This window comes from Bacillus sp. GC_Bacil_1, from assembly GCF_026540675.1.
In the GTDB taxonomy this organism is placed as follows: domain Bacteria; phylum Bacillota; class Bacilli; order Bacillales; family Bacillaceae_G; genus Bacillus_A; species Bacillus_A cereus.
This window is the reverse complement of sequence record NZ_JALNUG010000013.1, coordinates 159,058-180,095: the sequence shown is the minus strand read 5'-3', so window position 1 is coordinate 180,095 and position 21,038 is coordinate 159,058. Positions and strand designations below refer to the sequence as shown.

The following is a 21,038-nucleotide window of genomic DNA, read 5'->3' as shown; positions in this document are numbered from 1 at the left end:
CTCAGCCCCTATCTTTTAATTGAAACACCTTATTCGGATTCAAAATATTTTGCGGATCAAGAGCTTTCTTTATTTTCTCCATTACAAATAATGCCGCCCCATGTTCTTCTTCTTGATACTTTCGTTTTCCGATTCCAACGCCATGTTCTCCTGTACACGTTCCTCCTCGTTTAAGAGCATACAGAACGATACTTTCGTTTATTTCGTCCGCCTTCTTTACTTCCTCTTTATCATTTGTGTCAATCATTAAGAGTACATGGAAATTCCCATCTCCAACATGACCTAGAATACCGCCAATAAGTCCTACTTTATCTAATACCTCTTTCGCATGTTGAATCGCTCCAGCTAATTCCGAAATTGGCACACATACGTCTGTACTCATTAGCTTTTTACCAGGATAACTATGCACGTAAGAGTACGCTAAGTTATGTCTTGCATCCCACAGTTTATTTCTCGCTGCTGTTTCCGTCTCAAACGTAATTTCTATACATTTATGATCAAGAACGATTTCTTTCGTAAATTCAATATCTTGCTTTAACCCTGCTTCATTGCCGTGAAACTCTAAAAACAGTGTCGGTTCTTCTCTGTAACTTGTTTCATTATAATAATTTACTTGTTTCATAGATAATTCATCAACGAGTTCAATTCTCGCGATTGGAATACCTGCTTGTAATATGTTAATTACAGCTTCTACTGCATCATTTATAGTTGGAAACGATGCCCTCGCAGCCATAACATGTTCTGGTATACCGTATACTTTTAAAGTTAACTCCGTGAAACATCCAAGTGTTCCTTCTGATCCTACGAAAATACCATTTAAATGATAACCTGATGATGACTTCGCCGCTAAATTCCCGGTATGTATTACTCCTCCATCAGCAAGAACGACTTCTAAATCTCGAACTTGATCACGCATTACACCATACTTTACCGCTGTCGTTCCGCTCGCATTTGTAGCAGCCATTCCTCCTAACGTTGCATCAGCTCCTGGGTCTACACTAAAAAATAATCCATACTTTTTCAATTCTTTATTAAGCTGAGAGCGCGTCACCCCTGGCTGTACCCTCACAAGAAAATCCTTTTCTCTTATTTCAAGTATTTTGTTCATAAGAGAAAAGTCCATTGTAATTCCTTTTTCGTAAGGAATTACATGTCCCTCTAAACTGGATCCTACTCCAAATGGAACGACAGCTGTTCCGTGCTGACTCGCTATTTTCATTATCGTGCTAACTTCTTCGGTCGTTTTTGGAAAAACAACTACATCAGGTAAACTACTAACGTGGTAAGATTCATCTTTACTATGTAACTCTCGTACTGTCATATTTATTACTACTCGATCTTCAGGAAGTATGCCTCTTAATTCATTTACTACATGTTCAATTGTTATTTCCATAATCAACTCTCCTTTTTAATTTTAAAACAAGTATACCATCTTTATACAAAATAATTAGAAAAATAAGATTATTTAACCTGAACATACAAAAAAGAACCCGCAGCACGCGCTACAAGTTCTTTTTCACTACATTTTAAACGATTTCTTTATTAACAACATAAACCAAATTAAAGTAACTGCCATCAACGAATGAGAAAACCCTACAATATAAGTTAACCCTTTAAAGTCAGCTCCATTTAACTGAAGAAGCCCTCTCACTGCTAGCGAACCTAACATTAATGTTAATGCAATGTTATGTAAAACAAACCACTTATTAAACCCTTTCACTTCATGAAACGCGAATACTTTTGCTAATCCTAAAGCAATTAAAAAGAAGAAAAAGCCAAGTACAAGTGTATGTGTATGCAAAAGATTTAACAAAGTAGATCCTAAAATCCCTTTATACTTACCATACTCCCTAGCGAAAATCCCTGATAATAAACCGATAATCAAATACGTAAACGATGCATTATATAATTTCTTCATTATGTACCTCCTTGAGTAGAATGTGTAGTGTGTCATATTTAGTAATAATGATAGTTATATAGTAAAAACTCCTAGTCACCTAGGAGTCATTGTATAAGTATCTCACTCTTTACAATCAATCCTAATTATAAAATATCTCTCTATACAAAACAAACGAACTTTATGTGAACAAACACCCCCATTAAAATATGTTGCACTTTTGTTTTACACAATCCATACTAATTGTTATAACTTTTTAAAGGTGGTGTAATAATTGATAGTTCTTGAAACCGAACGTCTAAATCTTCGTTGGTTTGATATAAAAGACGCTTCTTTTATTCTTGAGTTAGTAAACGATCCTGCATGGATTCAGTTTATCGGTGACAAAGGGGTTAGAAACTTAGAAGATGCAAAAAATTATATTGTAAACGGTCCCATCGATATGTATAACAAACTCGGATTTGGCCTTTACTTAGTAGAACGAAAAGAAGATCTCACTCCACTTGGTATGTGTGGCCTTATTAAAAGAGATTCATTAGAAGACGTTGATATCGGATTTGCCTTTTTAGAAACATTCCGTTCAAAAGGATATGGCTACGAGTCAGCTTCTGCAATAATCGAATACGGTGTACAAAAGCTCGGCATGAAACGAATTGTAGCAATTACTTCTATAGATAACATCGCCTCAGGAAAGCTTTTAGAAAAAGTAGGATTACGCTTTGAGAAAATCATTTCAGGGTCTGGAGAAGATTTAAAATTATTTGGGTATAACGCATAGTAAAGAAGGTCGCCGTGAATGGCGACCTTCTTTACTATTTTATTGATTTTGTAATACTATTTTTAGTTACATCATAGTTGCATCAATTCTTGTGATTACTAATATCCCTTTCACATCAATTTTTTGGAACTTTATAGAAATAAAACTTCTACTTTCAAATAAATTATATTAATATATCAAACAAAGGAAGTGAGAATAAATGGATCAACCACTATTTTTGTTAGCTCTTCAATTCATTGCATTTGTATTAATCATTTGTATCGTATATGGAATCTTGTACAATACCGTATTAAATTTAAATATGCCTAAATGGACTGCACATATGGTAGCTACGGTCTTTTCCCTTGGTATTGCCTATCAAGCTTTTATAAATTTCATTTGAAAAACTTTTGTAGCATTTACTTCTACAAATATTGTTGATGCAGTAAAATTTGCAAAAAAAGTAGAATTGCAATTTGAGAGGATTATTTCAAGATCAGGAAATGTAACCATTTTTTATAAAGTCTGTCTAGCGCAAAATAGTGATGAAGTTATTTCCGCTGAAAATGTGTTTGCATAACAAGGAATGAATTTAATTGATCCTGCAAAAATTTTATTTTAATTCTGGTTCTATTGTTTGAAATCGTTCTAGGGTACCATTTGTGTGGACTTTAAAAATTTTCATTTGCGCACCAAAATATTGCGTTAAGTAAAATGTATCACCAGTTATTAAATTTCCAATCTTCCAATCAGGTTGATATGTACTTTCCTTGGAACTTTCTAAATCCCCGTTCATTATTAAATCGATATATAATGTAGATGAACTACGCAACATTTTCGTTAAAGATAGTCTATCAACCTCTAACTATCTAATGAACTCAAGTAAACGCATCTTCAGTCATTTTAAGAGGTACAAAAGGCACCCTTTCGGGTGCTTTTTGTATAAAAATTCCAATTTTTTATATTCGATACCAACCACGAACCTTTTTAAAATAATAGTATCATTATGTCTCCTTTTTAGAGATTATTTTTAATTACCTTGAATTTTTTGCACCAGAACCGGAAAATCCCTGACTACTCGAAATATCAACTATCAAGTGCTAATATTCAATAACGCGTACTGAAAATGATTAAACATTTTTATAAACCAGCGGAACGTTTAAGAAATCAATTTTTCTCTTATCGAAATTTAATTAGCTTACAGTAATACAGTGGTCATATATTTTTAAGAATAACGGAAGAATATATAGAAATTGCTACAGAAATGTGAAGTTTAATTAATTTAGGAGGAACAAACTTGTTTAATCAGCTTGTAAAAATCATACCGAATTTATTTACGATTGGAAATTTATTGTGCGGCGTTTTCTCAATCACCTTGAATATGAATGAATATTTGGGAGTAGCCTCCATTTTCATTTTCTTTTCAGCTGTTTTAGATTTTCTTGATGGAAGAATTGCGAGAAAATTAAAAGTGAACAGTGAGTTTGGCGTAGAATTGGATTCCTTAGCTGATATTGTTAGTTTCGGCGTCGCTCCTGCGCTTTTATTTCATACGATAGCAACACCTTCGATTTTAACTTCTTTAGCATTTATCCTTTTCCCAATAATGGGTGCTTTAAGATTAGCTAAATTTAGTATTAAACCAACTATTGGATATTTTAAGGGGTTACCTATTCCAGCTGCAGGATTATCATTGGCTGGTATGGGATTGTTTTCATATAGCAATGCATGGATTACTTTAATCCTCGCCCTCTTAATGGTAAGTCCCATTAGGTTTAAAAAATTTTAATTGAGGTCACGCCCAACGCCATTAAGGGAGCATTTCAAATGAATTTAACGCGTCAATAAGTATAAAAAAGCAGGACAATAATATTAAATTAAGTGCCATTTGTAAAAATTCAAACCTTGTTTTTAAGACTATTGGGTTAATTCATCGATATGTTGTTCTGGAACGTCAATATACTTTGAACAGGAGCTCCCTTTATCAAGAGAGCTCCTGTTCTTATTTCTTCTTCTTTTCTGTCGGTTGACTTTGTTTAGCAAAATTAGATGAATCATCAAAATTCGGTTGCTTTTTCCCAGCATTATTACTTCTACCTTTTCCCATTTGTAATGCACCTCCCCTCACCCTTACTATTCCCAATAAAAAAATTCTCTTGCATCCAAGAGAATTTTTGATTGGGTTCTTATTGATAATACCTAAGTACTTCCAACACTGCCATTCGATAAAAGATGGATCCAATGTCAAATTCTTTAATGCTGAAACAAACATTACATTTTCATATTTAACTGGATAATCAATTAATAATCCTAATGTATTTCCTGAAGCTGCAACAATTATGCTTTCCTTGTCTAACACGTCATCTATAACTTCTTTTAATTATTCTTACCTGTCATATAATATTTTCCTACGCGTTGAGATTGCATGTTGTATAAGGAAGCCCTTCTTTTTTCCATGCAATAAATCCCCCCTTTAAATTCACTACTTCCTTTATACCAGCTTTTTGTAAAATGCTAGCTGCTATAGCTGAACGCAACCCGGTTCGACATTGTAAAACTATTGGGCAATCTTTTGGTATAGAATCTATCTTCTCAAATAGATTACCTAAAGTAATATGTATTGCATCATGAAGGTGTCCTTCCTCCCACTCTTTTTTACTACGCACATCGATAACCTTAACACTTCTATCTTTTATATGCCGATATAATTCAATTGATGTTTTTTCCTTGTAACTTTCTAATATATCAAATTTTTTTATTACTTTTAAAGGTACAAAAGCAACAATATTATCTAGCCCAATAGATTCAAAGTCCCTAATGACTTCCTCCACTTTAACCTTTTCCTCATCTAGAATGATTAAAGTCTCTGTTTTATAATCTAGTAACCATCCACACCAAGTTGTAAAAGAATTGTTATAAGGTATGTTAATTGATTTTTCAATGTGACCAGAAGCAAAACTCTCTACATCCCTTATATCAACTATTTGCTGAACACTCCTCATAACTTCTTGGAGTTCTTCTACTGTATTAATAGTAGTAATCTTTCTCTTCTTACGAATTGGAGGACCATACTTATTTAAATTCTTCATTAATGAAAAATACTTTGGAGGCTCTGGCTGTCCCGTCAATAAAATCGATACAAAATCACTTTCTTCATTACATTGAAATACCCAATTGAACATCTTTTCATAACCTAATGTAGAAGTTGGAATTGCTCCTAATGCTTTTCCGCATGCGCTTCCTGCACCATGTGATGGCCATATTTGCAAATAATCAGGGAGTATTTTTACTTTTTGTATAGAATCAAATAATTGTTTCGCTCCTATTTGTGCTGTATCTTTCATACCAACAGCTGTTTCTAATAAATCAGGTCTTCCTATATCTCCTACAAATATAAAGTCACCTGTGAAAATCCCTATCGGTTTATCATTCGTAAAATTATTTTGACTTGTATCAGTTACTAAAAAAGAGATACTTTCAGGCGTATGCCCTGGGGTGTGAATTACATTAAATTTTATATGACCTACTTTAAACTCTGTGCCTTCATTAACTAATTTGTATCGACCTTCGTTAAGATATTGATATTTCCAATCACAATCTCCTTCATCAGATACATATAAATTTGCATGATAAAGATAAGAAAGTTCTCTAGACCCAGAAAGAAAATCGGCATGAATATGAGTCTCAGCCGCAGCAATTACTTCCATCCCCTCTTTCTTAGCAAATTCTATATATTGTTCTATATAGCGGCTAGGATCAATAACAATTGCTACGCCTTCCTTCTGACAACCAACTAAATAGGAAGCATGAGCTAATTTTTCATCATAAAAATATTTTAAAAGCATAACTATTCCCTCCGAATACTTATTTCAAATTACTTTTCAATTTTTACAACTACTCTCTATCTTTCCTTACATAATCCCTTTCAACATTAAATTCCAATACATATATGGCAACATATATCTTTTAAGTAAAAACATACTATACCGTTCTTTCGCTTGATTAAATGGAAACGTTTCTTGTGGCTCATGTTCATAGTTAAATTCAGCGAGTATAAGACTTTTATATCCTGTAACAATCGGACATGATGTATATCCATCATATTTAGCCTGCAAGTCTCTTCCGTTAAGTACGTCCATAATATTTTGTTTTAAGACAGGTATTTGCTTTCGAATTGCTGCTCCAGTTTTAGAGGTAGGTAAATTGGTACAATCTCCAAGTCCGAAAATATTCTTATACTGTACATGCTGCAAAGTATAAGGACTTATATCTACCCAGCCCTGATGATCACTTATCTCACTTTCTTTGATAAAGTTAGGTGGTCCCATTGGTGGAACAACATGTATCATACTATATGGTACTGTTTCTCTTTTCATTGTTTGCATATCTTCAAAAATTGCTTCTCTTTTTTCAGCGATAATCTCTACTAAGTTTTTATTATAGTTCGTTATAATTTGCTTTCTTTCTAGTACTTGTTCTAAAGTATTTGCATATCGCGGAACCTGAAAGATGTTACTGTTTGCAGAATAAAACATTACTTCACTTCTGTTTCTTACACCACTATTACAAAAATACTCCTCTGCTAAATACATAATTTTTTGTGGAGCACCACCGCATTTAATAGGAGTATTAGGGTGGGTAAAAAGCGCATTTCCTCCTTTAAATTTTTCGATTTCTCTCCAAGTAGAATCAACATATGTATAAGAATAATTGCTACATACCCCATTAGTCCCAATAGATTCTTTTAAGCCTTTAATACCTTCCCAATTTATTTGTATACCAGCTGCTACAATAAGAATTTCATACTCAAGCAGCAGTCCGTCATCTAACAGTATCTTATTTTCATCCGGAAATAACTTAACAACACTTTTAGGGATCCACGTTGCCCCTTTTGGAATAAGCGATTCTTGATCACGCATTGTACTTTCCTTTGAAACAATTCCTCCCCCCACTAAACTCCATAGTGGCTGAAAATAATGTTTTTTTGACGGATCAATAATCGCTATACTTTCTTTCAATAGGGGGATATTTCTTAATAAATGTGCAGTAGAAGATATTCCTGCAGTCCCAGCACCAATTACAATAATTTTATAAGTATCTCTGGTCTTCATTATCCTCTTCCTATCTAAAATTGATTTTTAAATTAACTAATTAGTAGCCATTTTTTCATCGTAGTAACATTATTATAAGTTAAAAACATCATAGATTTATCTGATTTAAATGAAAATTTCGTTAATTTCACCATCAACATTACTATATGCGTAAATCCCCTATGTTACTTCCATATTTTAGTTTTAATATTAAAACTATATATTTTTATATAAAATAAAAAATATATTAAAATACTTTTCATGAATCCGGATAAGTAATGTTTAAAAAACAACATCTAACATCTTAGATGTTACAATAAGTAAATTCACATACTTCACAAATATGAAAAGTATTAAATATCACTTAAGTTTCGTTACTTTTTTCTGTATATATTGATAAAAAATTGTGAAATTTTATCGCATTATGCAAGACATTTAATATCAAATATATTACTTTTACTATGAACTAAATGTGTTTATAGGAAGTGTATAGATAAATAAAGTGCTAAATTGACTCTTATGCAGTAATGACTGTTTAATTTATCTAAAAATTGAAAAAATATGTGTAGATATATATCATTTAAAATACATATATAATTAATTTTAATTTTCCGACACGTTTTTCACATAGTTCTTAAACCAGTTTTTTGCGTGCATTATGAAAAAAATTGTACCGTGTCAATCTTAAAAAATTATATATCATAACTTTAAGAGAGGAAGGAAAACTATGAAGATGAAACGAAAAATCATGATGACAACGGCACTTGCAGCTACGTTAGCTACAGGTGCACTACCTACTACCTCGGTGTTTGCTGCAGAAAAGGAGGCTCCTATTCAACAAAAAGAGGCACAATTGAGTATTCAACCTTTTGCACAAAACAATTTGGAAACAGCCGTTCAAGCTGCCTTAAATGGTCCAGAAGTCAAAAAAATCAAAGTATTTGAACATGAATTTAATGTAAAGGAAATAGAAGTAGTAAATCTAGGTGCAGGAAAAAAATATGTTAAGGGGCAAATCTCTCATCATTTAAGTTTTCGTCCAGATGATCAATTTTATTATGAGTTTACAGTACAAGATGGAAAGGTACTAGATAAACCTGTATTTAATATTGATAGAGGTGGTTGGACACCATTTGCTGCTCCACTTTTATCAATTCTTGCTGCGTATAATGGAATTCCAGTTAATCCAAATGATTTAAATGCACTTGGTCAGCAGATTGGTAAAGTTATAGATGGAAGCTGGGAACATGCAGCCCAATCAATTGCAACTGTAGTTAGTCTAAGTTTTAATGAGTAGAATTTTTCAATTTTTATTAGCAGTGTAGAGATCCGCTTTTTGTAATCAGCCTTGTTATAAGAGATTCTAAAACAGCTATTAATAAATTTTTACCACTCAATCACATTATCTTGATTTGTTTACCACCTTATCATTCATTATATGTCACAAAATAGAAGTCTTTTTTAGGACTTCTGTTTTGTTTGTATTCAATACGATAAACAGTTGTTTTTTGGAGGCTATACTTCGAGTTTTCAAGAATCCGCTTGGCTATTAGGGACAATTTATAATAAAAAATTATTAAAGTCTCAAATAACTTACTCCTCCTATTGTTAATTATTTTTAAATACAAAAATTTATTATCTTAAGAATGAAAAACAATAAATATAGTAAAAAATCATATAACAATTGTTTAAAGGTCAGGAGAGAAAAAATGAACAAAATAAAAATGAGAAATTTCTTTAAAATTAGCATCCTTACTTGTATTACACTAGCAAGTTTAAGTACACCATCTACTATTTTAGCTGATAGTCATCCAGGTTACTCCTATGAATCCAATATAGGGTATCAAAATCCATCGTGGATGTCGAAAATAGAAGGTTCAACAAAAATAAGTGAAATATCTATTCCAGGGACTCACGGTACGATGGCTTTACATGGAGCGAGTTTTCTTGATGAAAATTTGACAAGAAATCAAACTATGAGTTTATCCCAACAATTAAATTCCGGAATTCGATATGTAGATATGCGTGTTAAACGTGTAAAAGATTCTTTTGCAATGTATCATGGCGTTGTAAATCAAAAAGCAGTGTTTGAAGATGTATTAAAAGAGACCATTCAATTTTTAAAAGATCATCCAACAGAAACAATATTAATGCGCTTAAAAGAAGAAACTAATCCTGAAAGTGGATCTCTATCATTTGAGGAGATATTTTTAAAATATAAAAACGTTAATGCTTCATATTTTTGGGATCCTAATTCCGTACCAACTTCAGATAGAAATAACCCTACTTTAGGAGATACCCGCGGAAAAATTGTAATCTTACAAAACTTTACATCCGCTCAATTGTACGGGATTGATTACGAAGGTTTAAATATACAAGATAAATTTGAAATTGGAAGCGGACCAGACGAAATATATACAAAATGGATTGCGATAAAAAACCATCTACAAAATACAAATATTAATTTTAATAATGGAAAAATTTATCTCAACCATTTTAGTGGTACGGGAGGCGCAGCCGCATTTTTAAATAATGTATATCCTTGGTTTGTTGCAAGCGGAAAAGAGAGCAGGAATACTGACAGTAGTCCTAAATTGATTCAAACGAATTCCACTAATGCGTGGAGTGATTTCCCTCGTGATAGAAACGGACAAGTATACTATGGGGGGATGAATACACTTGGGACCGAACTCTTACAACAAGGCGCAATTAAACATTCTGGTATCATCGCAGCTGATTTTCCCGGTCCAGGTTTAATTGATAGTATCATTAAATTAAATGGTATACATTCAAATGAAAAAGAAATATTAATTTCACAAATATCATCTGAATCTAGTCCTTTATCAGGGCAACAAAATCGATCCAGCCAAAACTTTAAAATTGATAGTTTACCTGTAGGTACCAAAGAATTAAAATGGGTTATTGAGCCTTCAGAAAAAGATTATCCTTCTACTATTTCTTTCAATGTAATGATTGATGTTTCCCTAGGAATAGATTCTACTCGTTGGAAAAATATTTCACATGAATCTAGGACTGAAGCTTACACAAATACTAAATATTATATTGCAAGTCCAATTGGTGCCACTAGAAAATTCACAGTGAAAATATACGCTATTACAAATTAGAAAAAAAGAATCCCAATGGAATTCCATTGGGATTCTTTTTTAATTTCATTTCGTAAACATTAGGATGGCGTTTAAATTTTATCCCGCATTAACGGGCGCCCGTAAAAGCCCGATTGGTGAGGGATGATAATCAGTGGGGGATGAACAAAACCTTCACTGATTAAAATTTCACTTTATTAACATATCATTTAATCCATTAGATAATTATATTTGGAACGGCCCTTAATTTTTAAAGAGCAATCCAAATTTGTTAACTACCTTTTTCAGCTTATCATTTATTCAAAACTGGCTTCCAAAGCGATAAAGCAAAAATCCAATTTGAGTCGCCATTTCCTTGATGATTTTGAACCGCTTCGTACACTTTCCCCTCATGTATTACTCTATCACCTTTAGTATATGCTTTTCTTGCATCCCATTTTTCATATGCGGAATCCTCTAACTTTGTTGTTACATTCAAAACATCACTTCTACTAGATTCATTTCCAGCTAAATCAACCGCCGTCACTACATATTTATACGATGTATTAGCCTTCAAATCTTTATCCATAAAGGATGTATTAGCCGCCGTCCCAATTTTATTCATAACCCCAGCGCTTTCTCTATATACAATATAATGGTCAACACCTACATTATCTTCTGACGGACTCCACATCAAATCAACAGTTGTCGCCGTTGTACCCATACTATGTAATCCTTTTGGTTGAGCTGGAGCCTCTATATCTGGGATTGCATGTGTTGTCTTAACCTTTAGTTTTTCACTTTCTTTTGATATGTTTCCAGCAGAGTCTAATGCCTTTATTGTATAAGTATATTCCGTATCTGCTTTTAGTTTTTTATCAATAAAAGTTGTACCTGGTACCGTATTAATTACTTCTCCATTACGTAACACTTGATATTCTTTTACACCTATATTATCAGTAGAGGCCTTCCATGTTATTTCAACACTATTGGCAGAAACTTTAGAGGCATTTAATTCAGTTGGTTGACTTGGAGCTACTGTATCAGGTGTTTCATTATTTACTAAATTTACATCAATTACATTATAAAAGGCATTTGACGTATCTGCTACATCCCATACAGCTAAAATAACATGATAACCATTACGATCAGTTGGTACATTAATTGTATGTGTTAAATTATTTGATGCGGCCGAACCGTCATGTTTTACAGTTCCAATTGGTTCTAATTCCGCACGTGTTAATGGTTTATTAGGATCCCATCCTTTTTTTGTAATGTAATAATGCCATTTACTTGTAGAATGTGCTGCTGTATATTTCCATGTAAATGTATTTTCTCCACCCTTAATTGTGTTTTTGAACCAACGATTTGTTGTTTGTTGGTCAAGAGTTCCTCCAAATAGTCCTCCTGCCGAAGCGATTTTACCATCAATCGGTCCACCATCGGGAAACCCTTTAGGTGCTTCTAGACTTTGAGGTTCATACATTACATTTCCACAATTTAAATTTAATGCCCCATAATTCTGACTACATAAAGCAGCACGACTACTCGGCTTTTCAACAAACCCGTGTGCATACGCACTTTGAGGAGTCATTGTGATTGCTGTCATGCCTGCAGCCAAAACACAAGCACCAATCCCCTTTTTACTTGTTCTTAATCTTTCCAATTTAGATGTTAATTTCAATTTCATTTTTGTCCCCCCAATATATTGCTTTCGCTAATATAATAGCAATATAGGGATAAACGAACAAATCGTCAATTAATATATTAATATCTCTCATAAATTGGTACATTTATTATTATTTTTAATCTCCTATAAAAATAAAGTAAATACAATTAAGCAATTTTGTAACATTATGTATTAAAAGAAGAATAAAAACTTCATTTAATTTCACAAAAAATTCAAATATTAAAACAAAAAAATTCCTCATGTAGGAAAAATAAATTTTTTATATTACAAAAAGCAAAAAAGTCTAGAAGAAACCGATTATATCCGTTTCTTCCAGACTTCCGCTACTTTTATACCACTCACAAATTCTTTAACCTTAAACATATACACTTGAGGTTAAAACACATATAATACCCCTACTAATTCAAACTAACGCTTAATTACTTATAAAATAACTTAAGGTATCTAGCTTAACTGTATTTTCTTTATTAATAGCTATTTTCTATCCTGTATTTCCTTACTTTAAACAGATTATCAAGAAATTGTTAATGTTTAAGAAAAGAGAAAAGGTTTAAAAATAGAAAAGATTTAAAAATAAAATTTTAACTATCACATTCTAATAATTTATTGTGTTATTTTTATCTAATAAGGCACAGAAACAAAGGATGAACTTCAGTGTGCTTGAGAAAAGTTCTTAGGGTGAAACGTTTAAAGGGTATTTTAGTACTGAGTTTTTATTAAATGTTCCTGTACCTAATATTTAAATTAACGTATGTCAAAATATTTTACAATACGAGTGTTAAACGTTACATATTTCTATATAAAATGATACATTTCATCAGCACGCCTCCCTAATATTTATGCTAAATATAGAAAATTCAGCTCGTTAGGATTTAATTTTAGAATTCTCATAAAAGCATATGATAGATTAGGCACGTAATTGTCACAAATTAATAGTCTATCTACTTTTTAATTACCTATGAAAACTTTATTATCGCTTTATTATTTACTCCTAAACCAAAGAACATCTATACCTACAACTTCTTAAAACTCTTTTAGATAATCTTTCAAAAGATTTGATAGTTTTATATTTTATATTTTTTTATTGTACATTTTTGCATTTGATGTTAGGATTATGCCTATTAAAATTGAATCGTAACGATTCTTCTTTATAATTTCCACATTTTAATTGTTAAATAAAAATATAGATTCTGATATATATATTCAAAATCAGACCTACAATATCTTTATTTTACAATGATTTCGTGGCATACCTTTAGAATGGAAAGATATATGCAACAACGTGTTAAGGGGTTACAGGAGGAACAAAAATGAGAGACTTTTTTGATGATAAGTACAAAAATATTGAATTAAAAAGGAGGTTAATCAATTTAATAAGTGAAATTAGCGAATTCAAAGGAAAATTAGCTGCTTATCAGGAACAAAACCCTGACATATTTAATAGTTTAGAAAAAACTATACCACTACATTACATAAAAAATTTCACAACTATTTATGAGGATATAAAAGTTCCTAATAAAAGATTAAAAGAACTTATTTTAGATGATATAGTACCTCAAAATATTTCTGAAGATGCTATTTTCTGCTATTATCAAACACTTTCTTTTGTACATAAAAACTCCTGTACTTTATTAATTAATCCAGCAACTATACAGGAATTACATTTTCAACTAATACATTATATTACCTCTGACAGTGCCAAATGGCGTGAAAAACCTTTTATTATTCCAGGAGTTCCAGAACATGGAATGCACTTGAATAGTTACCGCATTCTTCCGCATGAACTTATCCCACGGTTTATGGAGCAATTATGTGATCAATACAACTCATTAAATACTAGTAAGGGGCTACATTCACTTTTATTAATAGCTCGTTTTATATTAAATTTTTATTGCATAGTCCCTTTCAATCAAGGTAATAACAGGCTGGCATTTATGTTAATGCAATTGCTGTTAATTAAGAGTGGACATACATTTGTAAAATATGTATGTTTGGATAAATATATTAAGAAAAACGAATCTGATTATTACAATTCGATTTATAAATCTTCGGTGAATTGGTACTGCGAGGAACATAATAATAGCTTTTGGTTAAAAACGTTTTTAACCATTATATTAGAGGCTTACAAAGATCTACATAACACAGTTCTAGATTCTATATGTAAACATACTAAAGTTGAGAGAATTCAGGATTTTATACTTAAACAAAAACAACCCTTTACTAAGGAAAGTATTCGTAACACTTATCCAGACATTGCAGAAAGTACAATCAGTAAGGCTTTAAATTCCTTGCAAGTGTTTGGCCATATTAAGCTAGTTACAAAAGGAAGAAACGCAACGTGGATTAAGATTTGACCATACTTTCAATACACATGAGGTTTAAAAATTCAATTATAACCTTATCATTGAATTTCATTTTAATTTTAAGATAATATTACTTTTTTAGTTATTTCTAATTCCAACAAAACATTTTATAGGAAAAGGTCCGCTTTCCCCCGCCTTTTCCTATAATAAAATGAAATATAAACATAGAATGATTGTCGAAAAAAGTCGTATTTTAATATTTTTTCTTTATTTTCTGGTTGTAAACGTTTCACTTTCATGTTACCATCTTAATCAAACAATAGATGGTAATAAAAATGAAAGTATTTCTTTCCCTTAGAAACATATAAACGTACGGTAATATCAAGAAAATAAGGTCAAAGAAATATTTGATACCTACCAAAATAATTAATAGGAATTTTGTCGCACTGTTTTTTCTGATAATTAAGAAAACGCATTTTGTCCCTAAACAAAATTTGTTGGTGCGCAAAATTAAAATACACTAGAACACCCAAATAAATGAAATATCCTTTTTCATTGAGTATGAAGGTATGAAAAAAAGAATTCTCCTTACAAAATTTAGCAGATTAACATAAAGACATCTAAATTACTACCTTTATCGCCATCTATTGTTGACATCATATTTACCAACTAAAAAAAGAACCTATCAAGGGCTCTTTTTATTATAATCATTCAAATTTCAATTCTATCTTAATACTGAAATTTCCACACAAATTACATCTGCTTTTTGCTCCCAATTATTGAATTAATAATATAGCACATCAAATTTATTAATTCTTATCTCCAATTAGTTTAAATTAGTGAATAAAATTCAATCATATAAAAATAATAAATACAACTAATCGTTATATATTAAAGAGGTGTCAATTTTGTCCTTAAATGAAGAGACCTTAGAAACTAAGACAGATAAAACCATTGAAAAGATCCAAACAAGTAACTTAAAAGAACTTAAAAATACATTAGATAACATCTTTGATATTAGTGCAGATTTAATTGAACATCCTTTGCAATTAAAAACAAACACGAATATTTTACTATATTATTTCGAAGGCCTTACAGATGGTGTTGCATTAAAAACCAATGTTGTTACACCATTATTACAAGAAGTAAATGAAGACAGTCAAATATTTAATTCTAATATTATTGCTACTCATACCAAAATAGTATATACATGGAATGAAATTAAAGAAGGATTACTTGAGGGGCAATGTGTACTGTTTATGGAGGGAGAAAAGCGTTCACTTCTAATAAATACAAAAGGCTGGGCAGAGAGAGCAATTCAAGAGCCAATTTCAGAAGTTACTATAAAAGGATCCCATGATGGATTTATTGAAAATGCCACAAAAAATATAGGTCTTATCCGTCGATATATTCCTTCTACAGAGTTAAAAATCAAAAAGCTGACGATTGGAGAAAGAGCCACTTCTTTAGTCTATTTAATTTACTTAGGTGATGTAGCAAACGCAGATGTAGTCCAAGAAATTGAAACCAGAATCTGTAAAATCAAAACAGATGCGGTATTAAGTATTGGAGAGCTATCTAATTATACAAAAGATCAAAATTGGACTCCTTTTCCACAGGCGTATTTAAGCGAGCGCCCAGACGCCATTTCAAATCATATACTTGATGGGAAAGTAGCAGTATTAATGGATAGATCCCCTGGTGCAATGGTTGTTCCGATGAATTTGATTGGATTTTTTCAAACCCCAGATGACTATAATATTCATTGGCTCATCGCATCATTTTTTCGCTTATTACGATTTGCAGGATTTATTATAGCTATTTTTTTACCCGCATTTTATATTGCTATAGTCTCTTTTCACTTTGAAATTATTCCTATAGACTTATACACTTCTATTGCAACATCAAGAGTCAAAGTCCCTTTCTCCCCCTTATTGGAAGCTTTTATAATGGAAATTACACTAGAAATGCTACGTGAAGCTGGCATTCGCTTACCACAACCAATTGGACAAACTATTGGAATCGTTGGAGGGATTGTAATTGGACAGGCAGCTGTTCAAGCTGGTCTTGTTAGTAACGTTATGGTTATTATCGTATCTATTACAGCCATTGCTTCATTTATTGTTTCTAATTATGATTTATCAAGTTCTATACGCCTTATCCGTTTTCCAATGATGTTATTGGCTTACTTTTATGGGATTGTAGGTATTGTTAGTGGATTAATGCTCTTATTTGCTCATTTTGTTTCACTAACTTCCTATGGTTCACCATACGGAATGCCAATCGCACCATTTCGTCTCCAAGAGTTAAAAGATTCTTTTGTAAGATTTCCTATTTCGATGATTACCACCCGCTCGAGTACAGGACAGCCGAAACAAAGAAAGAAAAAAGAAGGTGGTTAACATGGGGAATCTTAAGTTCCAAAAAGTAACTTTATTCGAATTTATTATTTTCATTCATTCGCTGCAACTCGCATCTGGTATGTTAATTATGCCAAGCCCACTTGCTACTACTGCTGGTACAGATGGCTGGATTTCGATCATTCTCGGATGGATAGTTACTTCTATAATCGGTGTATTTATTATATTAATGTTACAAAAAAATCCTAACAAAAATTTCTCACAAATCTTAAAAACATACTTTGGTAAATGGATAGGGACAATTCTTTTTCTTGCATATGCCTTTTATCTATTTTTTGCTGGATTTAATACTTTATTAAAGGCAACTGATATTGTAAAAGTGTGGATATTCCCTTCCACTCCTGCTTATCAAATCACCATATTATTACTATTACCTTTTATTATTTTAGCCCTGAGTGGGTTAAGGGCTCTTACTAGTTATTCTATGCTTGTTTTCTTCTTCACTACTTGGATGCCGCTATTTCTTCTTTTTTCACTAAAGACTAACTACAATCCTTTACACCTACTACCTATATTTAAAGAAGGATTATACCCTATTGTAAAGGCAACAAAAGAAACCATTACTCCTTATGCTGGCCTAGAAATTGCATATTATATATACCCATTCTTACAAAAAAAACAAAAAGCCATAAAAGGACTACTAATAGCGAATACTGGAACCATGTTTTTCTATCTATATGTTACTATCCTTTCTTATATATACTTTAGTCCAGAAGGGATAAAAGATGTAATCTGGCCAGTATTTCATCTGTTAAAAGGGGTTCGTTTTTCTTTCATGGAACGATTAGAAATTATATATATCGCTTACTATTTAATTGTATTTTCCACTACAATATATCCGTATTTATTTTTCAGTTTTGAATCTGTGACCATTTCACTTCAAAAAAACGCCCGCAATTGGGCGCTACTTGCTTTTATGTTACTTATAGTTGGCCTATTTATTTTCCTAAATCCCGATGTGGATCAATATTTGTTTATATATTCTCTTATGGATATCTTAAATGTCGTTTTCTTTATTCTATTACCAATCTTATTTTTCGCTTACAGTATTCTTTTTACTTGGATTACTAGGAGGAAACAACTTTGATTCGAAAATGGATATGGATTGTAATTTGTTGTGTATATATAATTGGTTGTAGTCAGAGAATTCCTCTTGAGAAGGTTTCATTAATCCTGTTAATTGGCTTGGATAGAACCCCTAATGGAGACATAAAAGTTGGAACAAGCATACCACTCTTTCATCATAAACAACCAAAAAGTACTATAGAACATTGGACACAAGCATCAACTGTATATACTGGATTCAGTAAGATAGATACAAAGTTAACAGGCTTTATGACAGCTTCCAAAGCTGAAATCATTTTAATTGGGAAAAAATTAGCGCAAGAAGCAAATTGGTTGCAGGAGCTTGATTCTTCTTACCGTGATCCTTACGCTACCATTAATGCTAAAGTAGTACTTGTAGATGGACCTGCAGAAGAAATTTTTAAAATTCATAAGCCTAGTAAACCATCACTTTCATCTTATATAAATGGTGTAATTGAATCGTCAATTCAAAATAACCAATCCGTCTCTTCTACAATTCAACAATTAATGAGAGAACAAAATGAAGAAGGAATGACGCAAGCTGTTCCAATTATCAAAAAAACAAAGAATGAAATCGACACAGTAGGAATTGCATTTTTAAATCGAAAAGGGAAATATTTAACTCATATCCCTAAAAAAGATGTTAAATTTTTCAATCTTATAAATAAGCAAAAAAGTAGCGGGCGAATGATACTACACCTTGCGCTTCCTCCTAAAAAGTCCAACAAAAAAATAAACACTTCTATCTTCGTACAGAACGCGACAAGGAAGGTATTTGTTAATTTTCAAAACGGAAAGTTTGTATTTAATCTCGATATATATGCTAATGTAGCTTTAATAGAAAAAACCAATGCGAATTTAATTAAGGGGCACTATGATAATAAAAAAAATATAAATAATTTAAAAAGTGCCATTCAAAAAGAAATTAATAATAATTTACAAAATATGTTGTATGAAATACAGCAGAATAAAATTGATCCAATCGGATTATCCCTATATGCTAGAGCATTTCAATATAAAGAGTGGAAAAAAGTAAAAGGAGATTGGTTGCAAGCGTTAGCAGAGGCTAAAATAAATGTAAAGACACACGTCAAAATAAAAGATACTGGGACCATTAGAAATTAAAATAGACTAGTCTATTTTTCTGCTTAAAAGTTTTTCTAAGTGGGTTTTCCCTCTTCAATATTTATCATGTAAAAGGTGCTAATTCAAAGAAAACTCTACTCGTTAAATGCTAACCAATAGGGTTTTCTTTTTTTATCTAAGTATTCTTTTAAAAAGACAACAATTTTACTACAGTAATCAAGGACTGGTTTCTAATTTAAGTTACTGGAGAGTAAATAACTCTGGTGCAATATCCCTACCAGTTTTCATTCCAATAGCAACTCTATGATATAACGTCAAAGATAAAATTCCTTAACTTAGGTATCTTAACTTTTAAAGTTTATACAAATGCCTTAGCTCTATGTACTTTGATATATATGTCCACATCAATATGTTATTGCATCATATACTGAATAGATAATTTAAATTACTTTTAAAAAGGATGATGAGGATGAACCTAGATGATATACAAAAATCCTATGGCGTAATTGTAAGTTTAGGAGGATTGTGTCAAGTCACTAACCAAATCAAAAGGCACCATTTAAGAACATTTTCTGGACCTTTAGATTGGTTTTATTATCCATCACTTTCAGATGTAAACAGATTACTTCAAAGTCGGTTTGAAAAATTTATGAAGTTGGAAAATATGGTCATAGAAGGTTCAGAAAGTTACGGTCTTATTGAATCAGAATTTGATAATCAAACTAAATGGGCAGAACGAATTACCTATTGTATAAAGGACACTTATTATAATTGTTTTTCAATGCATGACTTTCCTATTGACTCAGAAAAGAATTGGAAATCAACTTATCCTTCTTTTAAAGCTAAATTAGACACTAGAATTAATCGATTCCTTGAAAAAATAAATAGTAGTGAATCGATTTTATTCATTAGGATTTGGGGAAATCGAGATGAAGCGATTGAATTAAAAAACGTATTATCCGAAATTACAAATAAAGATTTTAATATTCTTATTGTCAATTTTAAGGAGGATATATCTAATATCGTTGAACAAAATTGGGGAATATCAAGGGTTTGTTCAATTGAACTCCCACGTTATCAGGATAGATGGGAAGGTGATGATTCCGATTGGGATTATATTTTAAATAAAATAACATTAACTTAATACTTTCCTTCTTACTTTTAACATGATTTTGCCAGTAAATTAAAATAGGTGTAGAGAAATAAAATTCCCATCTAATTGATACACACTTAATTAATAAACCGTTCATATAATAATTCATAAGTCCTTCTTTATTGAATAAATGGTTCTTTACAAAATTGATTCCATCACTAGAGCACCTTTATACGGTGCTCTTTTTTTAATTTGTAAAATCTACAATTTAATATTTGTTCACTTTTCCTTTAAATAGTTAATTTCCTTCTTAGATTTTTCATTATAAGCTTCTTCAATTCCCTTGTTTCCCCTCCCCTTCTTTTATCTTATAAACAAGCAATTTCTTTCATTAGTATTAAATAAAATAAAGCATTGATTTTAAAATAACCTAATTTACATAAGATTGAGAATAAACTACAGTGCGTATTCTTCACGTTTAATCAGCATTTGAATTATAAATCTAACATATATTTTTTAGTTGATTGTCATTA

Annotated in this window: 17 protein-coding genes; 10 read left to right on the top strand and 7 right to left on the bottom strand. The window is 31.5% G+C overall.

Translation table 11 applies throughout. The features are described from left to right. Position 1: 1 nt before the first annotated feature. On the bottom strand, positions 2-1,393 hold the full coding sequence (locus OXT04_RS20170; RefSeq protein ID WP_016512488.1) for an FAD-binding oxidoreductase: 1,392 nt from the start codon (positions 1,391-1,393) through the stop codon (positions 2-4). Positions 1,394-1,519: 126 nt separating this feature from the next. Beyond that, positions 1,520-1,918 (bottom strand): DUF2871 family protein, encoded by a 399-nt coding sequence (locus OXT04_RS20165; RefSeq protein WP_016512487.1) that lies wholly within the window; start codon positions 1,916-1,918, stop codon positions 1,520-1,522. A 253-nt stretch (positions 1,919-2,171) separates the two neighbouring features. Here OXT04_RS20165 and OXT04_RS20160 point away from each other — a divergent pair, with 253 nt between their 5' ends. Continuing rightward, the gene (locus OXT04_RS20160; protein ID WP_016512486.1) at positions 2,172-2,675 is read left to right on the top strand and encodes a GNAT family N-acetyltransferase; all 504 of its coding nucleotides are present in this window, start codon (positions 2,172-2,174) and stop codon (positions 2,673-2,675) included. A gap of 199 nt (positions 2,676-2,874) precedes the next feature. Next, a complete protein-coding gene (locus OXT04_RS20155) occupies positions 2,875-3,057 on the top strand; it encodes a hypothetical protein (RefSeq protein WP_071714626.1) in 183 nt (60 codons plus the stop codon). Positions 3,058-3,267: 210 nt separating this feature from the next. On the opposite strand, the gene OXT04_RS29815 is transcribed toward OXT04_RS20155, so the two are convergent. Then, entirely contained in the window at positions 3,268-3,450 is a 183-nt protein-coding gene (locus OXT04_RS29815) for a DUF5065 family protein (RefSeq protein ID WP_043352867.1), read from the bottom strand. Positions 3,451-3,951: 501 nt separating this feature from the next. On the opposite strand from OXT04_RS29815, the gene pssA reads away from it, so the two are divergent. Then, positions 3,952-4,443, top strand: a complete 492-nt coding sequence (gene pssA / locus OXT04_RS20150) for a CDP-diacylglycerol--serine O-phosphatidyltransferase (RefSeq protein ID WP_016512483.1) — start codon at positions 3,952-3,954, stop codon at positions 4,441-4,443. Positions 4,444-4,656: 213 nt separating this feature from the next. Here the strand turns inward: pssA and OXT04_RS20145 are convergent, their stop codons facing one another. From OXT04_RS20145 to OXT04_RS20135, 3 genes are all read right to left on the bottom strand, one after another. Next, complete coding sequence (locus tag OXT04_RS20145) at positions 4,657-5,013, bottom strand: hypothetical protein (RefSeq protein ID WP_000884563.1); 357 nt, start codon at positions 5,011-5,013, stop codon at positions 4,657-4,659. Positions 5,014-5,062: 49 nt separating this feature from the next. Beyond that, complete coding sequence (locus tag OXT04_RS20140) at positions 5,063-6,499, bottom strand: MBL fold metallo-hydrolase (protein ID WP_098329517.1); 1,437 nt, start codon at positions 6,497-6,499, stop codon at positions 5,063-5,065. 66 nt (positions 6,500-6,565) lie between these two features. Beyond that, complete coding sequence (locus tag OXT04_RS20135; RefSeq protein ID WP_061661125.1) at positions 6,566-7,765, bottom strand: FAD/NAD(P)-binding oxidoreductase; 1,200 nt, start codon at positions 7,763-7,765, stop codon at positions 6,566-6,568. Positions 7,766-8,471: 706 nt separating this feature from the next. Between OXT04_RS20135 and OXT04_RS20130 the strand changes: the two genes are divergently transcribed. Beyond that, positions 8,472-9,041 (top strand): hypothetical protein, encoded by a 570-nt coding sequence (locus OXT04_RS20130; RefSeq protein WP_061661124.1) that lies wholly within the window; start codon positions 8,472-8,474, stop codon positions 9,039-9,041. A 412-nt stretch (positions 9,042-9,453) separates the two neighbouring features. Then, the gene (locus OXT04_RS20125) at positions 9,454-10,869 is read left to right on the top strand and encodes a phosphatidylinositol-specific phospholipase C (RefSeq protein WP_065229160.1); all 1,416 of its coding nucleotides are present in this window, start codon (positions 9,454-9,456) and stop codon (positions 10,867-10,869) included. A 271-nt stretch (positions 10,870-11,140) separates the two neighbouring features. Here OXT04_RS20125 and OXT04_RS20120 read toward each other — a convergent pair whose 3' ends face one another. After that, positions 11,141-12,517 (bottom strand): lytic polysaccharide monooxygenase, encoded by a 1,377-nt coding sequence (locus tag OXT04_RS20120; protein ID WP_025966609.1) that lies wholly within the window; start codon positions 12,515-12,517, stop codon positions 11,141-11,143. A 1,310-nt stretch (positions 12,518-13,827) separates the two neighbouring features. Between OXT04_RS20120 and OXT04_RS20115 the strand changes: the two genes are divergently transcribed. From OXT04_RS20115 to OXT04_RS20095, 5 genes are all read left to right on the top strand, one after another. After that, positions 13,828-14,871 carry a Fic family protein gene (locus tag OXT04_RS20115; RefSeq protein WP_001204217.1) on the top strand — a complete coding sequence of 348 codons (1,044 nt, stop codon included), beginning with the start codon at positions 13,828-13,830 and terminating at the stop codon, positions 14,869-14,871. Positions 14,872-15,728: 857 nt separating this feature from the next. Further along, a complete protein-coding gene (locus tag OXT04_RS20110; RefSeq protein WP_000055701.1) occupies positions 15,729-17,222 on the top strand; it encodes a spore germination protein in 1,494 nt (497 codons plus the stop codon). A 1-nt stretch (position 17,223) separates the two neighbouring features. Further along, on the top strand, positions 17,224-18,327 hold the full coding sequence (locus OXT04_RS20105; protein WP_000527368.1) for a GerAB/ArcD/ProY family transporter: 1,104 nt from the start codon (positions 17,224-17,226) through the stop codon (positions 18,325-18,327). Then, positions 18,324-19,451 (top strand): Ger(x)C family spore germination protein, encoded by a 1,128-nt coding sequence (locus tag OXT04_RS20100; RefSeq protein ID WP_000619978.1) that lies wholly within the window; start codon positions 18,324-18,326, stop codon positions 19,449-19,451. The genes OXT04_RS20105 and OXT04_RS20100 overlap by 4 nt, the downstream gene beginning before the upstream one ends. 430 nt (positions 19,452-19,881) lie before the next feature. Further along, positions 19,882-20,556: a papain-like cysteine peptidase gene (locus OXT04_RS20095; protein WP_016512478.1), complete on the top strand. Its 675-nt coding sequence runs from the start codon at positions 19,882-19,884 to the stop codon at positions 20,554-20,556. The last annotated feature ends 482 nt before the right edge of the window (positions 20,557-21,038 follow it).

Bases quoted from the DNA above. Each gene is read 5' to 3' on its own strand.
- OXT04_RS20170 (WP_016512488.1), bottom strand. From the start codon at position 1,393: ATGGAAATAACAATTGAACATGTAGTAAATGAATTAAGAGGCATACTT.
- OXT04_RS20165 (WP_016512487.1), bottom strand. From the start codon at position 1,918: ATGAAGAAATTATATAATGCATCGTTTACGTATTTGATTATCGGTTTA.
- OXT04_RS20155 (WP_071714626.1), top strand. From the start codon at position 2,875: ATGGATCAACCACTATTTTTGTTAGCTCTTCAATTCATTGCATTTGTA.
- OXT04_RS29815 (WP_043352867.1), bottom strand. From the start codon at position 3,450: ATGAACGGGGATTTAGAAAGTTCCAAGGAAAGTACATATCAACCTGAT.
- OXT04_RS20140 (WP_098329517.1), bottom strand. From the start codon at position 6,499: ATGCTTTTAAAATATTTTTATGATGAAAAATTAGCTCATGCTTCCTAT.
- OXT04_RS20135 (WP_061661125.1), bottom strand. From the start codon at position 7,765: ATGAAGACCAGAGATACTTATAAAATTATTGTAATTGGTGCTGGGACT.
- OXT04_RS20130 (WP_061661124.1), top strand. From the start codon at position 8,472: ATGAAGATGAAACGAAAAATCATGATGACAACGGCACTTGCAGCTACG.
- OXT04_RS20125 (WP_065229160.1), top strand. From the start codon at position 9,454: ATGAACAAAATAAAAATGAGAAATTTCTTTAAAATTAGCATCCTTACT.
- OXT04_RS20120 (WP_025966609.1), bottom strand. From the start codon at position 12,517: ATGAAATTGAAATTAACATCTAAATTGGAAAGATTAAGAACAAGTAAA.
- OXT04_RS20115 (WP_001204217.1), top strand. From the start codon at position 13,828: ATGAGAGACTTTTTTGATGATAAGTACAAAAATATTGAATTAAAAAGG.
- OXT04_RS20105 (WP_000527368.1), top strand. From the start codon at position 17,224: ATGGGGAATCTTAAGTTCCAAAAAGTAACTTTATTCGAATTTATTATT.
- OXT04_RS20095 (WP_016512478.1), top strand. From the start codon at position 19,882: ATGAACCTAGATGATATACAAAAATCCTATGGCGTAATTGTAAGTTTA.